The sequence below is a fragment of the Brachybacterium sp. GCM10030267 genome (assembly GCF_042666875.1).
Taxonomy (GTDB): domain Bacteria; phylum Actinomycetota; class Actinomycetes; order Actinomycetales; family Dermabacteraceae; genus Brachybacterium.
In genome coordinates this window covers 259,077-277,749 of the sequence record NZ_JBHTCX010000003.1, presented here as the reverse complement: position 1 = coordinate 277,749, position 18,673 = coordinate 259,077, and the positions used below count along the sequence as shown (strand labels likewise).

16 protein-coding genes are annotated in these 18,673 nt (G+C 65.6%); 6 read left to right on the top strand and 10 right to left on the bottom strand.

Annotated features, from left to right (window positions below; all coding sequences use genetic code 11):
• Nucleotides 1-10: 10 nt before the first annotated feature.
• The 5 genes from ACFQS2_RS03720 to ACFQS2_RS03700 all read right to left on the bottom strand — a co-directional run bounded on the left by ACFQS2_RS03720 (nucleotide 11) and on the right by ACFQS2_RS03700 (nucleotide 6,209).
• Complete coding sequence (locus ACFQS2_RS03720) at nucleotides 11-2,017, bottom strand: GMC oxidoreductase (RefSeq protein ID WP_377792774.1); 2,007 nt, start codon at nucleotides 2,015-2,017, stop codon at nucleotides 11-13.
• On the bottom strand, nucleotides 2,004-2,846 hold the full coding sequence (locus ACFQS2_RS03715; protein ID WP_377019654.1) for a carbohydrate ABC transporter permease: 843 nt from the start codon (nucleotides 2,844-2,846) through the stop codon (nucleotides 2,004-2,006). Before ACFQS2_RS03715 ends, ACFQS2_RS03720 begins: the two co-directional genes overlap by 14 nt.
• 2 nt (nucleotides 2,847-2,848) lie before the next feature.
• On the bottom strand, nucleotides 2,849-3,712 hold the full coding sequence (locus ACFQS2_RS03710) for a carbohydrate ABC transporter permease (RefSeq protein ID WP_377019655.1): 864 nt from the start codon (nucleotides 3,710-3,712) through the stop codon (nucleotides 2,849-2,851).
• A gap of 37 nt (nucleotides 3,713-3,749) precedes the next feature.
• The gene (locus ACFQS2_RS03705; RefSeq protein ID WP_377019656.1) at nucleotides 3,750-5,060 is read right to left on the bottom strand and encodes an ABC transporter substrate-binding protein; all 1,311 of its coding nucleotides are present in this window, start codon (nucleotides 5,058-5,060) and stop codon (nucleotides 3,750-3,752) included.
• 129 nt (nucleotides 5,061-5,189) lie between these two features.
• Nucleotides 5,190-6,209, bottom strand: coding sequence for a LacI family DNA-binding transcriptional regulator (locus ACFQS2_RS03700; protein ID WP_377792773.1), 1,020 nt, complete (start codon nucleotides 6,207-6,209; stop codon nucleotides 5,190-5,192).
• A gap of 126 nt (nucleotides 6,210-6,335) precedes the next feature.
• On the opposite strand from ACFQS2_RS03700, the gene ACFQS2_RS03695 reads away from it, so the two are divergent.
• A complete protein-coding gene (locus tag ACFQS2_RS03695; protein WP_377019658.1) occupies nucleotides 6,336-7,760 on the top strand; it encodes an Nramp family divalent metal transporter in 1,425 nt (474 codons plus the stop codon).
• Here the strand turns inward: ACFQS2_RS03695 and ACFQS2_RS03690 are convergent.
• The 5 genes from ACFQS2_RS03690 to ACFQS2_RS03670 all read right to left on the bottom strand — a co-directional run bounded on the left by ACFQS2_RS03690 (nucleotide 7,730) and on the right by ACFQS2_RS03670 (nucleotide 13,920).
• Nucleotides 7,730-9,214 (bottom strand): four-carbon acid sugar kinase family protein, encoded by a 1,485-nt coding sequence (locus ACFQS2_RS03690; RefSeq protein ID WP_377792772.1) that lies wholly within the window; start codon nucleotides 9,212-9,214, stop codon nucleotides 7,730-7,732. The two genes, ACFQS2_RS03695 and ACFQS2_RS03690, sit on opposite strands and share 31 nt — an antisense overlap.
• 38 nt (nucleotides 9,215-9,252) lie before the next feature.
• Nucleotides 9,253-10,755: a GntP family permease gene (locus ACFQS2_RS03685; RefSeq protein ID WP_377019660.1), complete on the bottom strand. Its 1,503-nt coding sequence runs from the start codon at nucleotides 10,753-10,755 to the stop codon at nucleotides 9,253-9,255.
• A gap of 124 nt (nucleotides 10,756-10,879) precedes the next feature.
• A complete protein-coding gene (locus ACFQS2_RS03680) occupies nucleotides 10,880-11,599 on the bottom strand; it encodes a FadR/GntR family transcriptional regulator (protein WP_377019661.1) in 720 nt (239 codons plus the stop codon).
• A 60-nt stretch (nucleotides 11,600-11,659) separates the two neighbouring features.
• A complete protein-coding gene (locus ACFQS2_RS03675) occupies nucleotides 11,660-13,009 on the bottom strand; it encodes an NAD(P)H-dependent oxidoreductase (protein ID WP_377019662.1) in 1,350 nt (449 codons plus the stop codon).
• A 176-nt stretch (nucleotides 13,010-13,185) separates the two neighbouring features.
• On the bottom strand, nucleotides 13,186-13,920 hold the full coding sequence (locus ACFQS2_RS03670; RefSeq protein WP_377792771.1) for a GntR family transcriptional regulator: 735 nt from the start codon (nucleotides 13,918-13,920) through the stop codon (nucleotides 13,186-13,188).
• Between the two features lie 94 nt (nucleotides 13,921-14,014).
• Between ACFQS2_RS03670 and ACFQS2_RS03665 the strand changes: the two genes are divergently transcribed.
• Genes ACFQS2_RS03665 through ACFQS2_RS03645 form a run of 5 tightly spaced genes read left to right on the top strand, consistent with a single transcriptional unit; the run spans nucleotide 14,015 to nucleotide 18,631 of the window.
• Nucleotides 14,015-14,842 carry a sugar phosphate isomerase/epimerase family protein gene (locus ACFQS2_RS03665; protein WP_377019664.1) on the top strand — a complete coding sequence of 276 codons (828 nt, stop codon included), beginning with the start codon at nucleotides 14,015-14,017 and terminating at the stop codon, nucleotides 14,840-14,842.
• Nucleotides 14,843-14,870: 28 nt separating this feature from the next.
• Nucleotides 14,871-15,644 (top strand): SDR family NAD(P)-dependent oxidoreductase, encoded by a 774-nt coding sequence (locus ACFQS2_RS03660; RefSeq protein ID WP_377019665.1) that lies wholly within the window; start codon nucleotides 14,871-14,873, stop codon nucleotides 15,642-15,644.
• 46 nt (nucleotides 15,645-15,690) lie between these two features.
• On the top strand, nucleotides 15,691-16,209 hold the full coding sequence (locus ACFQS2_RS03655) for a TRAP transporter small permease (RefSeq protein WP_377019666.1): 519 nt from the start codon (nucleotides 15,691-15,693) through the stop codon (nucleotides 16,207-16,209).
• A gap of 21 nt (nucleotides 16,210-16,230) precedes the next feature.
• Nucleotides 16,231-17,544: a TRAP transporter large permease gene (locus ACFQS2_RS03650; RefSeq protein WP_377019667.1), complete on the top strand. Its 1,314-nt coding sequence runs from the start codon at nucleotides 16,231-16,233 to the stop codon at nucleotides 17,542-17,544.
• Between the two features lie 58 nt (nucleotides 17,545-17,602).
• Complete coding sequence (locus ACFQS2_RS03645) at nucleotides 17,603-18,631, top strand: TRAP transporter substrate-binding protein (RefSeq protein ID WP_377019668.1); 1,029 nt, start codon at nucleotides 17,603-17,605, stop codon at nucleotides 18,629-18,631.
• Nucleotides 18,632-18,673 lie beyond the last annotated feature (42 nt).

The following is an 18,673-nucleotide window of genomic DNA, read 5'->3' as shown; positions in this document are numbered from 1 at the left end:
CCCTCTGGGGTCAGCTTGAATTCACGAGGCCCTCGCTGATCCGCAGCGCGTTCGCCAGGATCGTGAGCACGGGGTTCACCCCGCCGTTGGTCACGTGCGTCGACCCATCGGCGATCACGATGTTCTCGTGCCCCCATACTCGGCCTTCTGGCGTGACGACCGAAGTAGCCGGATCCGTGCCCATGCGACATGTGCCGGCCTGATGCTGACCGCCGCTCGGAGGAGTCGGGCCTTCGAGTGTCGGCATCGGGCGAACTTCGGCTGCGCCGGCCGAGCGCAACCACGCCGTGGCGCGGTCGCTCAAGAGATCACGACCGCGAAGATCTTCCGGGTGCAGGCTCCCCTCGAGTCGCACGATGGATCGTCCGATGCGATCCGTTCGCGCCCGATCGAGAGTCACCCGTGACTGGCTCATAGTGACCTCTTGGACAGGGCCCATGACTCGGGCGAACCGCAGCATGGCCCGTTCCATGGCGGGCGAGCCCAGCGCAGTGTCCGCATTTATCAGCCCGGTCTCGTAGAGATAGCGTTGTGTGCTCGCAGGCGTCGGGACGAACTCATTGGCGAGGATTCCGCCGCCGACGACGCCATCATTTCCGTGACGGAAATCAGATGTCGAGATGACAGGGCCGGGGCCGCGGAGATCGACGACCTCCTCGGCGAACAGGGCCGATGCCCCGCCGTAGGCGTGGCCCTGCAGATGCCGCCCTACCTGGTCGGAGTGATTACCCAGGCCCGTAGGGTGATAATCGTCAGCACTGTCCAGCAGCAGCCGTGCGGTCTCGATAGCCCCGGCCGCGAGCACGACCGATCCGGTGGCAATCGTTCGCCGCCAGATCCGACCGTCGCGCTCGCCGACGAGGTCGACGCCGTGCGCCTGCCCGTCGCGCCCGACGAGGATCCGGGATGCCTGGGTGTCAGGCAGGAGAATGGCGTTCCCGGTCTGGAGCGCCGCGGGCAGGGTGGTGTTATGGCTGCCGGCTCTCGCCCCGACCGGGCAGTCGAATCCGACGCACTGAGAGCACTGGATACAGGCCGCGCGCCCGCCGTACGGCCGAGTGTTGATCAACAGGGGCACCGGCTGGGTGCTGACACCGAGGCGTTGGGCAGCCCGTTCGAGCCGGGTACTGATCGGGGATGCGGGAAGCGGTCCCATCGGCAGAGGTGCGCTGCGCGGCCCGTCCCACGGATCCCGAGATGGGCCCCCACTGACGCCGAGCTCCTGTTCGATGCGGGTGTAGTAGGGCTCGAGGTCGCGGTAGGTGATCGGCCAGTCGGCCAGGCTGCTGCCGTCGGGGACGCCGTAAGTCGAGGCCATGGTGAAATCCCGAGGAGTGAAGCGCCAGGCTTGCGCGCCGTACACGCGGGTACCACCGCCGATGGTGATGGCGTTGTTGTTCCACAGCGGGTCCGAGGCGCGTACGGTGCGCAGCTGATCGGAGGGGAAGACCACCTGACGCTCCTCGGAGGTCCGCCCGGGGCCGGAATTGGGGAATTGACCGGATGCGGCCCGCGGCGTGTGCAGGTGCTCGGTCAGGAGCGAGGAACGCTCAGGCAGCGTCCCGCGCTCGATGATGAGAACGCGCCATCCGGCCTCAGCAAGCGTCTTCGCAGCTATTCCGCCCCCCGCGCCGGAGCCTACGACGATCACGTCGTACTGGTCCTCGAGATCCTCCGGGCCCGCGAGACTCCGTGGCGAGATCTGCAGCGGTTCGAGTTGGGCGGGACGGGGTGCGGTCCACTCTCGGACGTGGGGGGCCAGCGTCGGTCCGACACGCTCGATGCTGAGTCCGTGCTCGTACAGCGCATCGCCGATGGCCGCGCGCACGGCGGTTTCCGAGGTGCTGGGATCGCCGCCGGACGCGAGGATCGACTGCCGCATGGCCGGCGCATCCTCGGCGCCGAGGTCGAGGATGCGAGTGGCGAGGTGATCGATGAGCGAGTCGCGGGCGACCGCGGGGTCCAGGGCTCCTGCGACGAGGCGGCGTACGGCGGGGAAGAGGTCACTGTCCGGCAAGCGAGCCTCCGATGCCGCCGACGCTGAAGTAGCGATTCAGGAACGCGAAGACCAAGACCGGGGGAACCATCATCACCACGGCGCTAGCCATCACCGGTCCCCAGTCGGTGGCGTTCTGCTGGAAGAAGGTCTGCAGTCCGATGGGCAGGGTGAAGTTCTCATCGGAGCGGAGGAAGACCAGGGCGATTAGATAGTCGTTCCAGGCGAGTAGGAAGGAGTAGATAGCCGTGGAGAGTACCCCCGGTAGTGAATTGCGCAGGATGATCCGCACGAATCCTCCCAACACGGAGCAGCCATCGATCCAAGCCGCCTCCTCGAGGGAATCAGGAATCGAGTCGAAATATGCAGCCATCATCCACGTCGCCACAGTCAGCGACGAGGCCACGTAGATCACGGTGATCCCGGACAGTGAATCGACCATGCGCAACTGCGTGAACACCATGAACAGCGGGATCACGAAGATCACCACAGGCAGTGACTGGACGACGAAGATACCCAGGGAGAACACCGAGACGGCGCGGGATCGGCCTCGGGAGATGACGTACCCGGCCGGGGCGGCGACGACCACCGAGATCAGAGTCGCGGCCAACGTCGAGAGCAGGCTGTTACGGAGCCAGATCGGAAGGTTCGTTCCGGTCAGGACGTGGCGGAACGATTCCAGCGTGGGCCCTTGAGTGGCCGACGAGACCAGTGGGCGGAATGCCAGACCGACCACCACCAGGATGGGGATCAGACAGATCAGGGCGATGATCGCCAGGACGATCGGACGCCAAAGATCGGAGCGCCGGGTCGATGGCCGTACGTGCACGGCGGGGGAGACGGTGGCCATGGTCAATCGGCCTTTCGGATGCTGCGGAACAGAGCCAGGGAGATGCCGATCAGGGCGGCGGTCATGATGAATGCGACGGCGACGCCGTATCCGGGCTGGAAGGACTGGAACACGGACTGGTACGCGAGGACGACCAATGAGGTCGTCGCTCCGACGGGTCCTCCGCCGGTGAGCAGGAAGATCGTCGGGAAGTCGTTGATGGTGAACATCGACATCAGTACCCAGCTGATGTACGTCGACTTCGCCGTCAGCGGCAGCGTGATGTATCGCAGTGCGGAGACGCGTCCAGCGCCGTCGACCCGCGCCGCCTCGTAGACGGTCCCGTCGATCCCTTCGAGTGCGGCGGACATCATGAGAAACATGAAGGGAAAGCTGATCCAGATCTTGAACAGACAGACGATGATGACCGCCATCGTCGGATCAGCCAGGAAGAGCACGTCGGGCATGCCGAGCGCCGCGAAAAAACGGGGAAGCGGGCTCGAGGCGGTCGCAACGAGCCAGTTCCAGCTCATCGAGGTGACAACGACAGGCACCACCCACGGCAGGAGGAAGGCGACTTTGAGCGCGGTCCGGCCGCGGAACGGCCGGCGGAAGGCCAGAGCAAGGGCGTACCCCACCACCCAGCTGCCCAGCACGCCGCACAGTGTGAACAGGATCGTGAAGCGGACGGCCTTCCAGAAGGTCGCATCGCTCAGCACGGTCGCATAGTTCTTGAGGCCAACGAAGGGCCCCTGGGCGATCAGTGAGCCGTCGTGGAGGGACTGCTGCGCCGCGTAGAGCACGGGGTAGGCGTTGACGGCCACCATGAGGACCAGGGCGGGGGCGGCGAGGGCGGTCATCGTGAGGGCACGCTGGTGTCCTCTCATCGAGCGACTCCTGACATCGGTTCCGGGCACGACGTGGTCAGACGAGCTTCTCGAGCTCGCCCTGCAGCGTTTCGAGCATTTGCTTCGAGCTCTGCTCTCCCTGAACCACCCGCTGCACGAAGGCTGCGGCAGCTTCGCCGCCATCGACCGAGTTCAGCGCTCCGAACGCGGCAGGTGCCTTCGCGCCGAGCGTCTTGCCGACCGGCTGCCACTCCTCGATGGCGACCACCGCGTTCGGATTCGAGGCGATCTTCTCGTTCGCCGCGAGCCGCTCGGTCACGGGCAGATCGATCATGACGTCCTGCAGCCAGAACTCGTCGGTTTGCGTGGCCCACCAGGCGGCGAACTGATCACTGGAGGTCTGGTCGGGAGTGTTCTCGTACAGCATGATTGCGTTGATGTAATAGATGGTGCCCTGCGAGCCGTTGGTGCTCGTCAGAGGGCTCATCACCTTCAGGTCCGAGGAGACGGGGTCCTTCATGACCTTGTCGAAGCCGGTCTGTCCGAAGCCCATCGCGATGCGGCCGTCCGCCCAGTCGGAATCGAGATTGTCCGAGGTGTAGCTAGCGGCGCGGGGGTCGATGATCCCTTCGCCGACCATCTCGAGCACGAAGTCCAGGGCCTCGATGTTCTCGTCGCTGTCGGCATTCGGCTCGCCGTCCTCGGTGAACAGACCGCCGCCATTGTTGATGAAGAGTCCGAAGATGCTGTGCTGGGCGTCGGTGGCGCTACTGCTGGCGGCCATGCCGAAGCCGATCTTCCCTGCGGCCTTGAGCTTCTTGCCAGTGTCGAGGTATTCCTGCCAGGTCGTAGGGACGTCGGCTCCGGCCTCCTCGAGCATGGACTCCCGGTACCACAGCACTCGCAGGTCCAGGCCCCAGGGGATCCCGGCGTAGCCGTCGTCGGTCTTCATCGCCTCCAGCAGGCCCGGCAGGAAGTCGGCTTTACCCTGCTCATCAAGGATCGAGACCGCTCCATCGGCCGGGACGACGGCGCCGTCCTCCATGAAGTTGAAGGGCTGGAATGCTGCACCGGTCGAGACTGCGGGGCCGGTACCCGAGGCCACCGCGGAGGTGAAAGTCTGATACCAGTTGGCCCAGGGGATCGACTGGTACGTCGCCCCTAGAGCTTCCCCTTCCGGCGTGTAGCCGGCGGCGAGCTCCTTGGCGACGGCGGTGTAGTCGCTTCCGGTTCCCCAGACCATGTCCCAGAAGACCAAGTTCTCGCCGGATGACGTGGGGGACCCGCTTCCTGAGCCACAGGCGGCGAGTGCTGCGCCGGCGGTGAGGGCGGTGGTGCCGGTCAGCAGCGATCGGCGGGTGATGGGGTGGTGGCGGTGCGTGGACATGTTCGCTCGTCTCCTTTGATGGCGGAACACCGGGCGCTGCGAACGCTGCGCAACCGGTTGCGTAAACTGTAGGAGGCGTGGGTCACGTCATCAAGAGACGGCGGGGGATGGAGCCGAGACGGGGTGGATTCAGTCCGTCGAGGCGCGGGCGTGCAGGATGGGATCGGCCGGAGGAGTGGACGTGCCGGGCTCGTCGGAGTAGACCTTGGCGAGCAGCCCGCGCGTCCACAGACGGCCGAGCCCGGCGATGTCGTGCTGGAGCGACGTGAGGGTCGGATCGCTCAGCAGGCAGAGGTCCGAGCCGAGCCATGAGACCACCGAGACATCTCGGGGGACCGCGCGACCGGCAAGGCGCAGCTGGGCGATGGTCTCGATCGCGGCCAGCTCGTTGTCGACGACCACCGCGGTGAGGTCGTGGGCGTCCTGCATCGACACCGCTTCTTGTGCGATGTCCGTGGGACCGTGAGAGGTGCAGGCGGTGGTCACGGTGTCGAATCGGGTTCGCCAGGCGTCGAGCGCGTCCAGGCGACGCCGGGTGGCGACGAACTGAGCCGGCCCGCCGATCCAGCCGATCCGGCGGTGCCCCTTCTCCAGCAGGTGGCTCATGATCTCCCGGACCCCGGTCGACTCGTAGTCGGCCGCGCCGGCGGCCGCATTCGCGTCGGAGGGCTCAAAGTCGACCAGATCGGCCACCGTGGACATCGGGATGTCGCGCTCACGGAGAAAGGCGGTGCGGGGATCGTCGATCTCGAGATCGGGGAGCAGGATGCCGTCGACACGTCGCTCAGCGTGCCACTGCGAGTACACCTGCAGCTCGTCCTCCATGGTGTCTACGAGCTTGAGCACCAGGTTGTACGGCGTGCGGGACAGCTCCATCTGGACGCCGATCAACTGATCCATGGCGAACGGGTCCACGGTCGAGGACTTCGGGGTCCGCCGCATCACCCATCCGATCGCACCGGATTGGGCACGCGAGAGGGACCGGGCCGTGGAGTTCGGCCGCCATCCGAGTTCGTGGGCGAGATCGAGCACGCGGCTTCGCGTCTCCTCCGAGACACCCGGCTTCCCGGACAGAGCTCTGGAGACAGCTGACTTGTTGACACCCGCCTCCCGTGCGAGGTCGGCGATGGTGACGCGATTTTGCGGCATACCCCAGTATGTCTGTGCACACGGCATGGCCGACGCAGGCGTCGAAGGCAGCGGGGAGCGGCCGACAGTTACGCTTCGGGATGCCCTGACCACTCATGCGCACGTGCTGAGACAAAGGAGTCACCGATGACTGCCTCTTCCCCCGCCCCGGGCCACGACGGCCCGCCCCCGGCGCGGTTCGTCCGCGGCGACCCGTACCACCTCGATCACTCGGAGGTGAAGGATCCGCCGACGGGCTGGATCGCTTCCTCGAAGTTCTTCGGCCCGGGCCTGATCGTCTCGGCGTCCGTGGTCGGCGCCGGCGAGCTGATCACGGCCACCTCCCTCGGTGCCGAGGCCGGGTTCGTGCTGCTGTGGCTGGTATTCATCTCGACCATCGTCAAGGTGGCGGTGCAGGTGGAGATGGCTCGCTACGCGATCGTCACCGGTGAGGGCGCGATGGAGGGCTACAACCGCGTCCCGCCCCGGTTCGGCCGCATCAGCTGGGTCTTCGCGATGTGGGCGCTGATGGCGATCAGCAAACTGGTCCAGACCGGCGGACTCATCGGCGGCATGGCCGCGGCCCTGTCGATCCTGCTGCCGCTGGGCTTCGGCCCCCTCTCACCGGCGGCCATGACGATCTGGGGCATCGTGGTCACCGCCGCCGCGATCGCCACGTTGATCGCAAACCGCTACGGGCTGATCGAGAACGTCGCCACCTTCCTGACCATGGCGTTCGTGGTGGTCACGATCTTCGTGGTGATCGGCCTGCCCTTCAGCGAGTTCGCCTACAGCGGGGGCGACCTCGCCTCCGGCTTCAGCTTCCAGCTGCCGCTCGGCGCACTCGGCATCGCCATGACCATGTTCGGCCTGACCGGCGTCGCCTCCGAGGAGATCACCGCCTACACCTACTGGTGCCTGGAGAAGGGCTACGCCCGCTGGTCCGGCCCCAACGACGGCTCCGAGGCCTACCGCCGCCGCGCCAACGGCTGGATCGCCGTGATGCAGAAGGACGCCATCGTCTCCTGGGTCATCTACACCGTCTCCACGGCGGCGTTCTACATCCTCGGCGCGGCCGTGCTGAACCCGCAGGGCCTCGTGCCCGAGGGCAACGAGATGATCCGCACCCTCTCGGAGACGTTCAGCGGCGTCTTCGGCGAGACCGGCCGGATCGTCTTCCTCATCGGCGCCCTCGCGGCGCTCGGCTCGACGATCTGGGCGGCGATCCCCTCCTGGTCGCGGTCCTGGACCAACGCGCTGTCCATCGTGGGCGTCTTCGACTGGACCGACAGCCGACGACGCAACTGGTGGATGCGGTTCTTCATCGCCGCCCTGCCGACGGTGTGGCTGCTGACCTTCCTGTGGATCAACGAACCGCTGGTGATGATCATGGTCGGCGGTATCGCCGGGGGCATCTTCCTGGCCGCGGTGGCCGTCTCCGCGCTGTACCTGCGCGGACGCATCGAGCCCGTGCTGCGCGGTGGCGGGTTCATCAAGGTGGCCCTGATCGTCAGTGCGGTCGCGATCATCGCCCTGGGGATCTACTCCGCGGTGACCACGGTGGTGGGGTGAGCTGCGGACTGCTGAACCTGGCTGAGCCGGTCGACCACCTCGCGCAACGACGCGTCATCCCCGACATTGCCGGCGAAGACGACGAACGGCAGCCCTGCGATGTCGCCGTCGACGCTTTCCCACAGAGAGACGATGCCGGGCAGCATCGGTCCGCGAACCAGAGCGCGCTTGATACCGAGTCCCTGGGTGGCGACATCGGACGAGGTGATGCCGCCCTTGGCGATGATGAACGACGGGGGGCAGAGCTCCACGACGCGCTGCGTGAATCTCACGAGGGCGGCAGAAACTCGGCGCGCGATTCGCAGCGAATCATCCTCATCTATCCCGCGGATGACATCGCGGGACGTGCTCACCACCACGTGGCCTTGGTGCAATCCGTCTACGGCCGCGGCCACGGCGGCATCGACGGCGTCATCCAATGAGGAGGCGAGCAGGGCGCGCACATCGATCTCCACGTCCCGGCAATCACCTCGGGCTGTGAGCACGGCGAGCTGTCGCGTCGTCATGGGCACATGGGATCCGACAACTATCATCCCACCCCGCCCACTCGGTGCGTTGGCTGCCGTAATCTCTTCAAGCTCGGAAAGGCCGAGCGGCTCCGCGACGGGCTGCGCGATGAGCGCACGCACGAACGGGGGGCCGACTCGGTAGACGAAAGTAGCGCCGGCTGCGCGCCGCTTATGAAGCGCAGCAGCGAGAACCTGCATGTCGGCTTCAGTCACCACGTCGGCCGTGACCCATCGTCCACCAGTGAGATCAGCCAGGGCCTCGACAACCGCGGCCACTCCGTCCCGGATGGTCGGCAGGGAAAGGTGCACGACATCGTCCTCACGAATCGCTCCACCCGATTTCTCCTCCACCCAGGCGCGGAGCTCCGAGTTGCGGTATCCGAAGGTTGCGTCCTGCGCGAGGGGAGTGCTCGCCGCTGGAGTCGCTGACCCGTCGCTTGAGCAGACGTAATGGATCCCGTCGATGGTCACTCGTCCGGCATCGGGAAAGGCCGGCAGGACGATCACCGCATCGGGAGAGTGCGGTGAGGAGGCGGAGTCGGCGAGCGCCTCGTCGATCACATCGATATCCAGCGGAAAGTGCCCACGGAGAGTCGAGTCGGTTCGGGAGACCACTTCGATATCAAGGCCTGCCGCCGATGCGGTCGTCGCGGCAGTGGTGACGACGTCACGCATGACGGACGCCGCGGCGCGAGGTTCCAGGCTGCGCGCGTTCGTCTGCACGTAGATCGCGGGGCAGCCAGTCTCGAACGCCCAGAGGAAATCCTCGGCCTTCCACCTGGTGAGAACTGGGAGCCCTCGCACCGACTGGGTGCCGGTGGGATCGTCATCCAGGACGATCCACCGGATGGGGGGAGCGGACGTCAGCTCTCTGGCTACATCTCGTTCTGAGAGCGCAGCGGGAGCGGGCTTGTCGCGGACGAGGTCGTCGAGTGTGGTTGTCATATGCGTCTCCGAGAAGTTGTCGATACGGGGAGAAGAGCTCAGAAGATGAGGTCCAACACCAGGCAACTGACCAACCCGATGACGGACATGGTGGATTGAGCCAGGGTGTAAACCTGCAGCGCACCGCGGGTGGTAAGGCTGAGCATCTGCTTGAAGATCCAGAACGTGTTGTCGGTGACATGCCCGCCCAGACCGGCTCCCGTTCCCGCAGCGAAGAGTACGAGGATTAGCGGTGCCCCCATGGAGGCGACGATCGGTCCGACGAGCGCGGCCGCTGTGATGGCCGAGACGGAGCCCGAACCTTGTGCGAGTCGGAAGAGAGCCGCGATTATCCAGGTGAGCAGGATGGGCAAAGAAGCATTGGCCGAGAACAACGAGCTGAGCATGTCGCCGACGCCGACTTCCGAGATGATCAGCCCCAGGGACCCGGCAACGCCGTTGAACAACAGGATCGAGCCCGAGATCTGGGCACCTCGAGTGAGGATTCCGTCGACTTCGTGCCGTCCCATCTGTGGCCACACCATCACGATGCCCACAAGGAGACCGATCATCAGCGCCACCACGGGTTCCCCGAGGAAGGTGACGGCGTTGTCCTCCATGCCGGTGGCGACGGCAATGGTGCGAGTGATGATCAGGACGAGGGGAATGATCACCGGAAGCAGGGCCATGACGAGCGGGTATCGATGCTCGACGTGGTGGGATGACGAGGCGTCGGTGGCCCCGGAATCCTCATGCACGGTGCTGTCGTCGCCGCCAGGTGTATCCACGGAGATGGCACCGGACCCGTTCTTCGTCTGCGGCTCGCGTGAGGCGTCATCCGCCAACCCCGACTCGGAGCGGGAGCCGGAGGCCGGGTGCACGGCACCGACCCCGGCGGATTCTGCCCCGACGTGCGCCTCCGCGAAGCTCTCCATGTCTCGCGCCGGATTCCAGGTGTACGTCATGATCGTCGAGTGCAGCGCCACGCTCGTGCAGATCAGGAAGATCCCGTACGGGACGCCGAGAGCGATCACCATGCCCACGTCCAGTGAGAGCGAGCTCGCCATGGCGAGCGCGACCGCACCGGGAACCACCATGTGGAGACCGACCTGCAGCCCGATCGCCAGGGCCCCGGCAAGCGGAGCGACTGACTTCCCGGTCCGCTTTGCGATCGTGTCTGCGATGGGCGCAAGGATCACCAGAGCGACATCGAAATAGATCGACGGGAAGATGATTCCCGAGGACAGGCCGAGGACATATTTGGAGCCTCGGGGGCCGACAACGCTCAGTAGGGCGTCCACGACGCGGACCATGGTGCCGTTCGCGGTAAGGATCGTACCGATGAAAACGCCGAAACCGATGATGAGCCCGATCTCGGCCATGAGGTTCCCGAAACCGGTGTTGACGGCCGCAACGGTCTCGGAGAACCCGAGTCCGCCCGCGATCCCCAGATAGAGGGCGCCGACGATGAGGGAGACGACGGGATTGATCTTGGCTTTGGCGATGAGGACGATGATGCCGACAACGGCGATTACCAGGTGTACGAGGATGATGGTGTCCATGGGACAGTCCTGTCTTCGGACGACGATGTTCGAAAAGACGTGCGCAGAGGTCACGGCCTGCCCGGCGTACGGGCGGCCGCCTCGGCGGATCTAGTATTGGTCGCGCTTCGTTGCGCGAACGAGCTCAGGCCCGGCCGCGGAAGAAGTCGGAGATGTGGGCAACGACCAGGGCGGACGCCCGCTGCCCATCGCGGTCGCGAATCGCAGCGAGAATCGCCCGGTGCTCCTGCCGTACGTCCTCCGCGCGGTGTCGCCAATCTGGCAGCGCGTTATACGCATCAATGATCTGCGAGTGCACGGCGTGACGGAGGATCTGCATGAAGTCGCGAGTTAGGGAGTTGCCGGCCGAGCGGGCGATGGTCGCGTGGAACTCGACGTCGAGACGGTTGAACTCTCGAACCGCGATGTCGGGGACATCCATGGCCTGAAGGATGGCATCGAGTTCTTCGATCGTCTGCTCGTCAGTGACAGATGCGGCTCGGAGGCAACTCCAGGATTCCAGCGCCATTCGGGTCTCGACGATGTCGTCGTAGGAGTACTGGCCAAGCGCGAGCTGCAACTCGAGGACATCGCCCATCGAGCTGCGGGGGCTGCCCGTGATCACGGCACCACTGCCTCGCCCCCCACCGACCCGTACGTCGATGATGCCCTGCGACTCGAGAATCCGCAGTGCTTCCCGCAAAGAGGCCCGAGAGCAGCCGAGCTGTTCGGCGAAGTCCCGCTCATTCGGCAAGTGCATCCCTGCGGTGAGCCGGCCATCGAGGATCCGTTGGCGGATCTGGTCGACGACCTGTTCATAGGTGCGCGTGCGGGTGACGGAGGACCATCCTTCAGTCTCAGACATGAGTCCTCCTTACGGCGTAGGGGCGTCCGGGCCAGCGGATGACCGGCAAGAGACGTCGATCTAGGCTGCCATCGTACGGAACTCCCCTTCCAGCTCCCTGCGCAGGGTCACGGCAGCTGTGTTCTCGTCGACTTCTACGTCATCCCATGTGACGATGTCGCCCTGCGCGACCGGGCGCACCACCCTTGCTCCGTGTGAGAGGCCGAGCGGGAGTGCGCCTACCGCAAGAGAGCGACGAGCAGGGGCAAGCTTCCCGAAGACGGTGTATCCGCCTTCACCGTCCAGGGTGTCGCCAGGGGACACCGGTTTCTTCGTCGTCGTCACGACGTCCCCGCGAAAACCGGTGGGGTGGCCGGTCGGCTCGCCGCGCAGAACGGCGGAGGCGATGCTGACACCGAGTTCGAGCCCGATCATGTGGTACGGGCGGTAGAGCGAGCCGTATCGGCCTGATTCGTCCGTGTGAAGCCCATATTCTGCGAAGCACTGGACTGCGTAGTCGGTTCGTGCCTCGAACGTGACGTAGACACCCCACCGCAGGTGCCGCTCGATCTCTGTGCCGTCCCGATTCATCGATGAGGCGATCTCGACTGTGCCACGCCGCGAGAGGCTGCCGCCCCGTGCCCGTTCACGAAACACCGTCGGCAAGTCGTCGATACCGGCCGGAGGGAAGAGTAGGCCCTCATTTTGCGGTTCGAGGCCCGTGCCGTTGGCGACAGCGGCCATCTCGATTGCAGACTTCGTGCCATCGAGGAAGGAGTTGAACATCTTGGGGTTATAGTCGCCGCTGGCGAGCTGCTCCTCGGTAAAGCCGTAGTAATTCCATACGGTGTCAGGTGTTGACGCGTTGTACTCCGGCAGATACTTCGTGCCTTTCCCGGCAGCCACGATGTCGAAGCCGACGGTCCGGCCCCAGTCGACCATCTCGGCGATCAGAGCAGGTTGATCACCGTAGGCCATGGAATACACGACGCCTGCCGCCTCGGCGCGGCGCTGGAGGAGCGGACCGAGCATGCTGTCCGCCTCCACGTTGACCATGATGACGTGCTTGCCGTGATCGATGGCCGTCAGTGCGTGATGGGTTCCCACGAGGGGATTGCCCGTGATCTCCAGGATCACCTCCACTGAAGGATGGGCAATGAGGGCTTCGCTGGATTCGAGCAAGCAGGTGTTTCCCGCCTTCGCCGCGGCATCGAGCGTCGGCGCCCCGAACCGCTCTTCGTGCCATCCGGTGCGCACCATCGCCGCGCGCGCTTTCTCGAGGTCCAGATCCGCGACCCCGACGACATGGAATCCGTCGGAGGTCGCGGCTTGGGTGAGGAACATCGAGGCGAACTTGCCGGCGCCGATGACCCCGACCCGTATCGGACCGTCAACTTCCCGGCGTTTCTGTAGCAGCGTATAGAGGTTCATGATCAGGGCCTCCTGGGCGTCGTTGGCGGGAGATCGGTGGTCATATGGTCTGACCATCAGTCCGAAGGTACGGGCAGGTCGCGATGGCGTCAAGTACGAGGAAGGTTTCTCGTCGGGGTCAGGACCGCTTTCAGTCCAGGAGGTGGCCGGGTCCCCTTCGCGCGGCGCGCAACGCCCTATGGGCGAGTGCTGAGCCGGCCTGCATCGCGCTGGTCGAGCTCGAAATCCTCGAGCACGTCGAGGATGTGCGCGTTCATGCGCTTCTCGAGGTCGTCTGGGTTCTCCGCGACCAGATCGATGACCTCCTGGTGACGTGGAGCGGCTACGTTCCTACGAGCCCTCTCAGCGCCGGCGAACATGATCGACATTCGGACCACGCCAGAGATCTGCTCCCAGGACTGCAGCAACGATTCGTTCCCGGAGACCCGGCACAGCGTGCGGTGGAACTCGACGTCGGCCTCGAGGCTCGCATGCAGCGACTCGCCCTCAGCTGCGCGCATTGCCTCGAGGGCGCGTTCCAGCTCGGACAGCGCGGTGACCTTTTCCGAGCGGGGCAACTCGGCAGCCGTCCGGGCGGCAAGGGTTTCCAGCGCGGCGCGGACTCGGAAGGCGTCGCGCACGGTTCGGGCATCGAGCGAGCGGACGTGGAGTCTGCCGCGCCCGTCCGTTACAGCCAGGCCTTCCTGCTCCAGCTGACGCAGCGCCTCCCGGAGGGTGCCGCGACTGATCCCCAACTCCTTCGCGAGGCGCACCTCGGCGAGGTGCATGCCGGGTTCGAAAGTGCCCATCACGATCGCCTCGCGCAGCGCTACCAGCGCCTGCGAGCGGAGGTTGCTGACCTGGAGCGGGGGGAGCCCGGTTGAGTGGGAAGTCATCTCCGCATTGAACCGCGATTCAAGCAGATGTGGCAACTGTTGACAGTAGAACAGTAGGACCGTACCGTCCTCGTCACGGCGGATCGCCGCCGACGCACCCCGGACAGTGGAGTCCCCAGAGGAGTCAGAGTTGCCCCTTCATCCGCACGTGGTCTGTTCGACCATCAGCTTTCGCCGGCAGCCCTTGGATCGCGCGCTGTCCGTCATTAGCGAGCTCGGATTCGCGGAGGTCGATCTCGGAGCGCTACCGGGCGTGTGCGACCACGTGCCCTACGACCTCACGGGCGAAGCCGTCGGGAGGGTCGCCGAGACCTTTCAGCGCTTCGGGTCGACAGTCCGCTCGATCAACGCCGACATCGGGGATCTCAATCGTGCGCTCGACGAGGGAGAGCGCGCGGGTCGCGAGGCGCACCTGTGTCGTCTGCTCGAACTCGCCGACTCCGTCGGCGCGCAGGCGATCGTGCTGCCGTGCGGCTCTCAGGGCCAGGAACCCCTCGATGGCCTGAGGGCAGATGTCTCGCGCGTCGCCAGTGCCCTGCGGTGGGCGGCACAGATCGCCTACGGCCGTGGCGTCCAGATCTGGGTCGAGGCCCAGCACTCAGGCCGGCTCTGCCACAGCCGCGAGCGCGCCGACCTCCTTCTGACCGAGCTCGAGGACAGCGACGTCCGCACCGTTCTCGATGTCAGCCATGTTGTCGCCGCTGGGGATGACATTCCCAGCTGGATCGAGCGCTGGGGACACCGCATCGCCCACGTCCACCTCCGTGATGCACGCCCTGGAGACATCCACCTGACACCCGGCAACGGCGATGTGGATTTCCCTGCCGCGATCGCAGCGCTCAAGAGCGCCGGATACGCGGGCGCCTACTCCCTCGAACTGGAGACCGCCGACGTGGCGGAAGAAGACCGACCGGCGGCGGCCCTGCGCGCCGGCACTTTCATCTCCTCCCTTCTCTGACCGCACCCGCACGAACGGAACTGACTCCATGGATCTCTCACCTGCCACTCCGCGCACCGCCGTCGTCACCGGCGCCGGCTCTCCGCGAGGCCTCGGGCGAGCCGCAGCCCGCCGGTATGCCCGCGAAGGGTGGGCGGTCGTCGTCGCCGACCTCGACGCCGAAGCTGCCGCGGGCACAGCTGCCGACATCTCCGAAGAGTTCGGGACGCCGGTTCTGGCGCACCAGGTGGATGTCGCTGCGGCCGACTCGGTCGATGCGCTGCACGCGGCAGTTCACGCTGCGGACCTGCCGCCTGTCGGCGCCGTGGCGACGATCGCCGGTGTCGCGTCCCCGACGCCCTTCCTCGAAGTCACTCCCGAACTGTGGGAACACGTCTTCGCTGTGAACTCGACCGGGACCTTCCTCACGGTGCGCGCATTCGTACCGGACATGATCGACGGTGGCTATGGCCGAGTGGTGACGATGTCCTCGGTCTCGGCTCAGCAGGGAGGCGGGGTCTTCTCGAAGACCCCGTACTCCGCTGCGAAAGCTGCGGTACTGGGCTTTACGCGGTCTCTCGCCCGCGAACTCGCTCCCTACGGGATCACCTGCAATGCCGTCTCACCCGGAGCAGCAGACACCGACATCCGCGCAGGAGCGACCGACGAGAACCGCGAAGCAGCGTTGTCCGCTTCGATCCCCCTGGGCCGGCAGGCCGCGCCCGACGACATCGCAGCCCTGATCGTCTTCCTCTCGAGCGAGGACGCCTCGTACATCACGGGCACCACCCAGAACATCAACGGCGGCGCGTACATCGCGTGAGTGCCCCCGCACGTCGTGCGTGGCGGAAACCGAAGGAGGTACCGGCATGGACCGCATCTTCAGGGTCGGGACGAAAACCCTCGACGTGGTCGAAAGGGTGGTGATGATCGCTGCCCTCGTCGCCCTGGGAGGGATCGTGCTCACGGTCTTCTGGCAGGTGGTCGCCCGATATCTGATCTCTCAGTCGACTGCCTGGGCGCCAGAGCTCGCCCAGACGGCCTTCGTCTGGACCGCGCTGCTCGCGATACCGCTGGGAGTGCGCCGTGGTCGGCACATGCTCGTGGACATCTGGCGCGGGCGCTCCGTACGAGTGCAGAAGATCGTCTCTGCCCTCGCGTCGGCGGTGGTGATCGGCATCTGCGCCACGCTCGTCCTCTACAGCCTGGAGATGCTCGCCACGTCGTTCCAGCGCGACCTGCCCAGCCTCGGCATCTCCTCGGGATGGCAGATGCTCGCCGTGCCCGTCGGCTTCGGTCTCTGCATCCCCTTCCAGCTCGAAGTCCTCCTACGCCAGCTCGTCACATCGGCCGCCAGCCCGGCGGACCGCCTCGAGCAGACTCTCTGAATCGGGAAGGAACAAAAGGCCATGGGTGGAATGCTTCTGGGCTCCTTCGGTACAGGAATCCTTGCCCGCGTACCAGTCGGCTTCGCATTGGCCGGAGCCTCACTGCTCACGCTGTACCTGATGACCGGTAACAACATGGCCATCGGTGCACAGCGCATCGTGGCCGGTATCACGCCATACCCTCTGTTGGCCGTGCCCCTGTTCATCCTCGCCGGCGGACTGATGAACGTGGGCGGGATCTCCAAGCGGCTGCTCGGACTCGCCGACGCCATCGTCGGTCGATTCACCGGCGGCCTGGCGCAGACGAACGTGCTGTCCTCCGTGTTCTTCGGCGGACTCTCCGGCTCATCGGTCGCCGACGTCTCCTCTCTGGGCCGGATCCTCATCCCGGCGATGAAGGAACGCAACTACACCGGCGCGTACGCCGCCGGAGTGACGGCGGCCTCCGCCATCGTCGCCCCGATCCTTCCGCCCAGCATCACTCTCATCCTCTACGGAGTCGTCACCGGCACGTCGATCGGGCAGCTCTTCTTCGCGGGTCTGATCCCGGCTGTCATATACATGGCGGTGCTCATGACCACGGTGTACGTGACGGTGAAGCGGCGAGGATTCGATCTGGAGTCGAGCCGGACCATTGACCCGACCGAGATCGGCCGAACCCCGAAAGAGGACATCCCCGCCTTCTTCCCGGCGCTCTTGCATGCCATCCCCGCTCTGATGCTGCCCGTGCTGATTCTCGTCGGGATCCGCGGTGGCATCTTCACCCCGACGGAGGCGGCAGCGGTCGCGGTGGCCTATGCCCTGATTGTCGGCGCCTTCGTCTACCGCGAACTGACCCCCTCGAAGATCGTCCAGGCGATGAAGGACTCCATCGGCCTCATCGGACTGATCCTGCTCGTGATGGCCTCCGCCCAGCTGTACTCGTGGGCGCTGACCTCGGGAGGGGTGCCGCAAGCGGTAGCGGGTGCACTGCTGGAGCTCTCTGACAGCCCCATCGTCTTTCTCCTCCTGATCAACGTGCTCCTACTGGTCGTCGGGATGTTCATCGAGGCCAACGCCGCCATCATCATCCTGATCCCGATCCTGTACCCGGTCGCGATGGAGCTCGGCATCGACCCGTTGCACCTGGGGATCGTGATCGTCGTGAACATGGGGCTCGGGCTGGTGACGCCTCCGGTGGGCCTCAATCTCATGCTCGCCTCCGAAATCGCCGAGGTCGACATCTTCCAGGGCGCCAAGGGTGTCTGGCCCTTCTTCGCCTCCGGCGTGGTGTTCCTACTGCTTCTGACCTATGTCCCCGTACTGAGCACCTGGTTGCCCAGCGTCACGTTCTGACCCAGCGGCGGGCAATCCCGCCCGTCGCACCGCCTCCTATTCGATGGAGTGTTCAACGATGATTACTCGCCGACAGACTCTCAACGGCATGGCAGCGCTCGGAGCGTCCTCGCTCGCCCTCGCGGGGTGCTCTGGACTGCGCCCCAGCAATAGCAACGGTGGATCCGACGGCAGTGGGGCCGGATCCCAGACCCTCGTGCTCGGGCACGCCGGATCGGAGACGGACCCCCGCCAACAGGGTTCGGAGCAGATCAAGGAGCTGATCGAGGAACGAACCGACGGTCGGCTGACGGTGGAGATCCACGCGAACTCCACCCTGGGCTCCTGGGAGGACATGATCGAGGGCCTTCAGCTGGGCACGACCCACATCGTGATCGAGTCGATCCTTGCCCTGGAGTCGTATACGGAGCTCGCCGCCGTCGAGACCACGCCGTTCCTCTACGAGTCCGACGAGCAGTTCTTCGAGGTCTGGAACGGGGCGCTCGGCGATGAGATCAAGACGGCGCTCACAGAAGAGACGGGCTTCGAGCTCCTCGGGAACATGTTCCGCGGTGCACGGAACCTCACCGTGAATCAAGAGGTCTCCACACTCGATGACCTCGCGGGCCTCACGATCCGCACCCCCTCGACCCAGACCATGGTGGAGACGTGGGAGCTGCTCGGCGCACGCGCCGAGGCGATGCCCTGGGACGAGGTGTACTCCGCCCTCGAGCAGGGCGTCATCGACGGCCAGGAGAACCCTTTGGACGTCGCGACCTTCAACTCCCTCTACGAAGTGCAGTCCCACCTCACGCTGACTGAGCACATGTACGCCAACTATCACTTCCTGATGTGGGGCGATACCCTCGCCGGCTTCTCCGAGGAGGATCAGCAGATCATCCGGGAAGCAGCCGATGAGGTCGGCACCACCTACACCGAGCGCACTGTCACCAACCTCGAGGAGTACCGCACCACGCTGGAGGAGGAGGGGATGACGATCGTCGAGCTCGAGGACCGGGAGGCGTGGGTCGCCCAGGTCGAGCCGCTCATCGAGGGGATGCCCGATCAGGTCACCACCTGGGTGGAGCAGATCCGGAGCGGCGCGTGAGCACGTCGATCGACACGGGCCCACGCGCCGGCACGGACACTG

Excerpts from the sequence above, each read along its gene's own strand:
- ACFQS2_RS03710 (WP_377019655.1), bottom strand. The coding sequence starts at position 3,712 with ATGAGAGGACACCAGCGTGCCCTCACGATGACCGCCCTCGCCGCCCCC.
- ACFQS2_RS03700 (WP_377792773.1), bottom strand. The coding sequence starts at position 6,209 with ATGCCGCAAAATCGCGTCACCATCGCCGACCTCGCACGGGAGGCGGGT.
- ACFQS2_RS03690 (WP_377792772.1), bottom strand. The coding sequence starts at position 9,214 with ATGACAACCACACTCGACGACCTCGTCCGCGACAAGCCCGCTCCCGCT.
- ACFQS2_RS03645 (WP_377019668.1), top strand. The coding sequence starts at position 17,603 with ATGATTACTCGCCGACAGACTCTCAACGGCATGGCAGCGCTCGGAGCG.
- ACFQS2_RS03655 (WP_377019666.1), top strand. The coding sequence starts at position 15,691 with ATGGACCGCATCTTCAGGGTCGGGACGAAAACCCTCGACGTGGTCGAA.
- ACFQS2_RS03660 (WP_377019665.1), top strand. The coding sequence starts at position 14,871 with ATGGATCTCTCACCTGCCACTCCGCGCACCGCCGTCGTCACCGGCGCC.
- ACFQS2_RS03675 (WP_377019662.1), bottom strand. The coding sequence starts at position 13,009 with ATGAACCTCTATACGCTGCTACAGAAACGCCGGGAAGTTGACGGTCCG.
- ACFQS2_RS03685 (WP_377019660.1), bottom strand. The coding sequence starts at position 10,755 with ATGGACACCATCATCCTCGTACACCTGGTAATCGCCGTTGTCGGCATC.
- ACFQS2_RS03650 (WP_377019667.1), top strand. The coding sequence starts at position 16,231 with ATGGGTGGAATGCTTCTGGGCTCCTTCGGTACAGGAATCCTTGCCCGC.
- ACFQS2_RS03680 (WP_377019661.1), bottom strand. The coding sequence starts at position 11,599 with ATGTCTGAGACTGAAGGATGGTCCTCCGTCACCCGCACGCGCACCTAT.
- ACFQS2_RS03705 (WP_377019656.1), bottom strand. The coding sequence starts at position 5,060 with ATGTCCACGCACCGCCACCACCCCATCACCCGCCGATCGCTGCTGACC.
- ACFQS2_RS03715 (WP_377019654.1), bottom strand. The coding sequence starts at position 2,846 with ATGGCCACCGTCTCCCCCGCCGTGCACGTACGGCCATCGACCCGGCGC.
- ACFQS2_RS03695 (WP_377019658.1), top strand. The coding sequence starts at position 6,336 with ATGACTGCCTCTTCCCCCGCCCCGGGCCACGACGGCCCGCCCCCGGCG.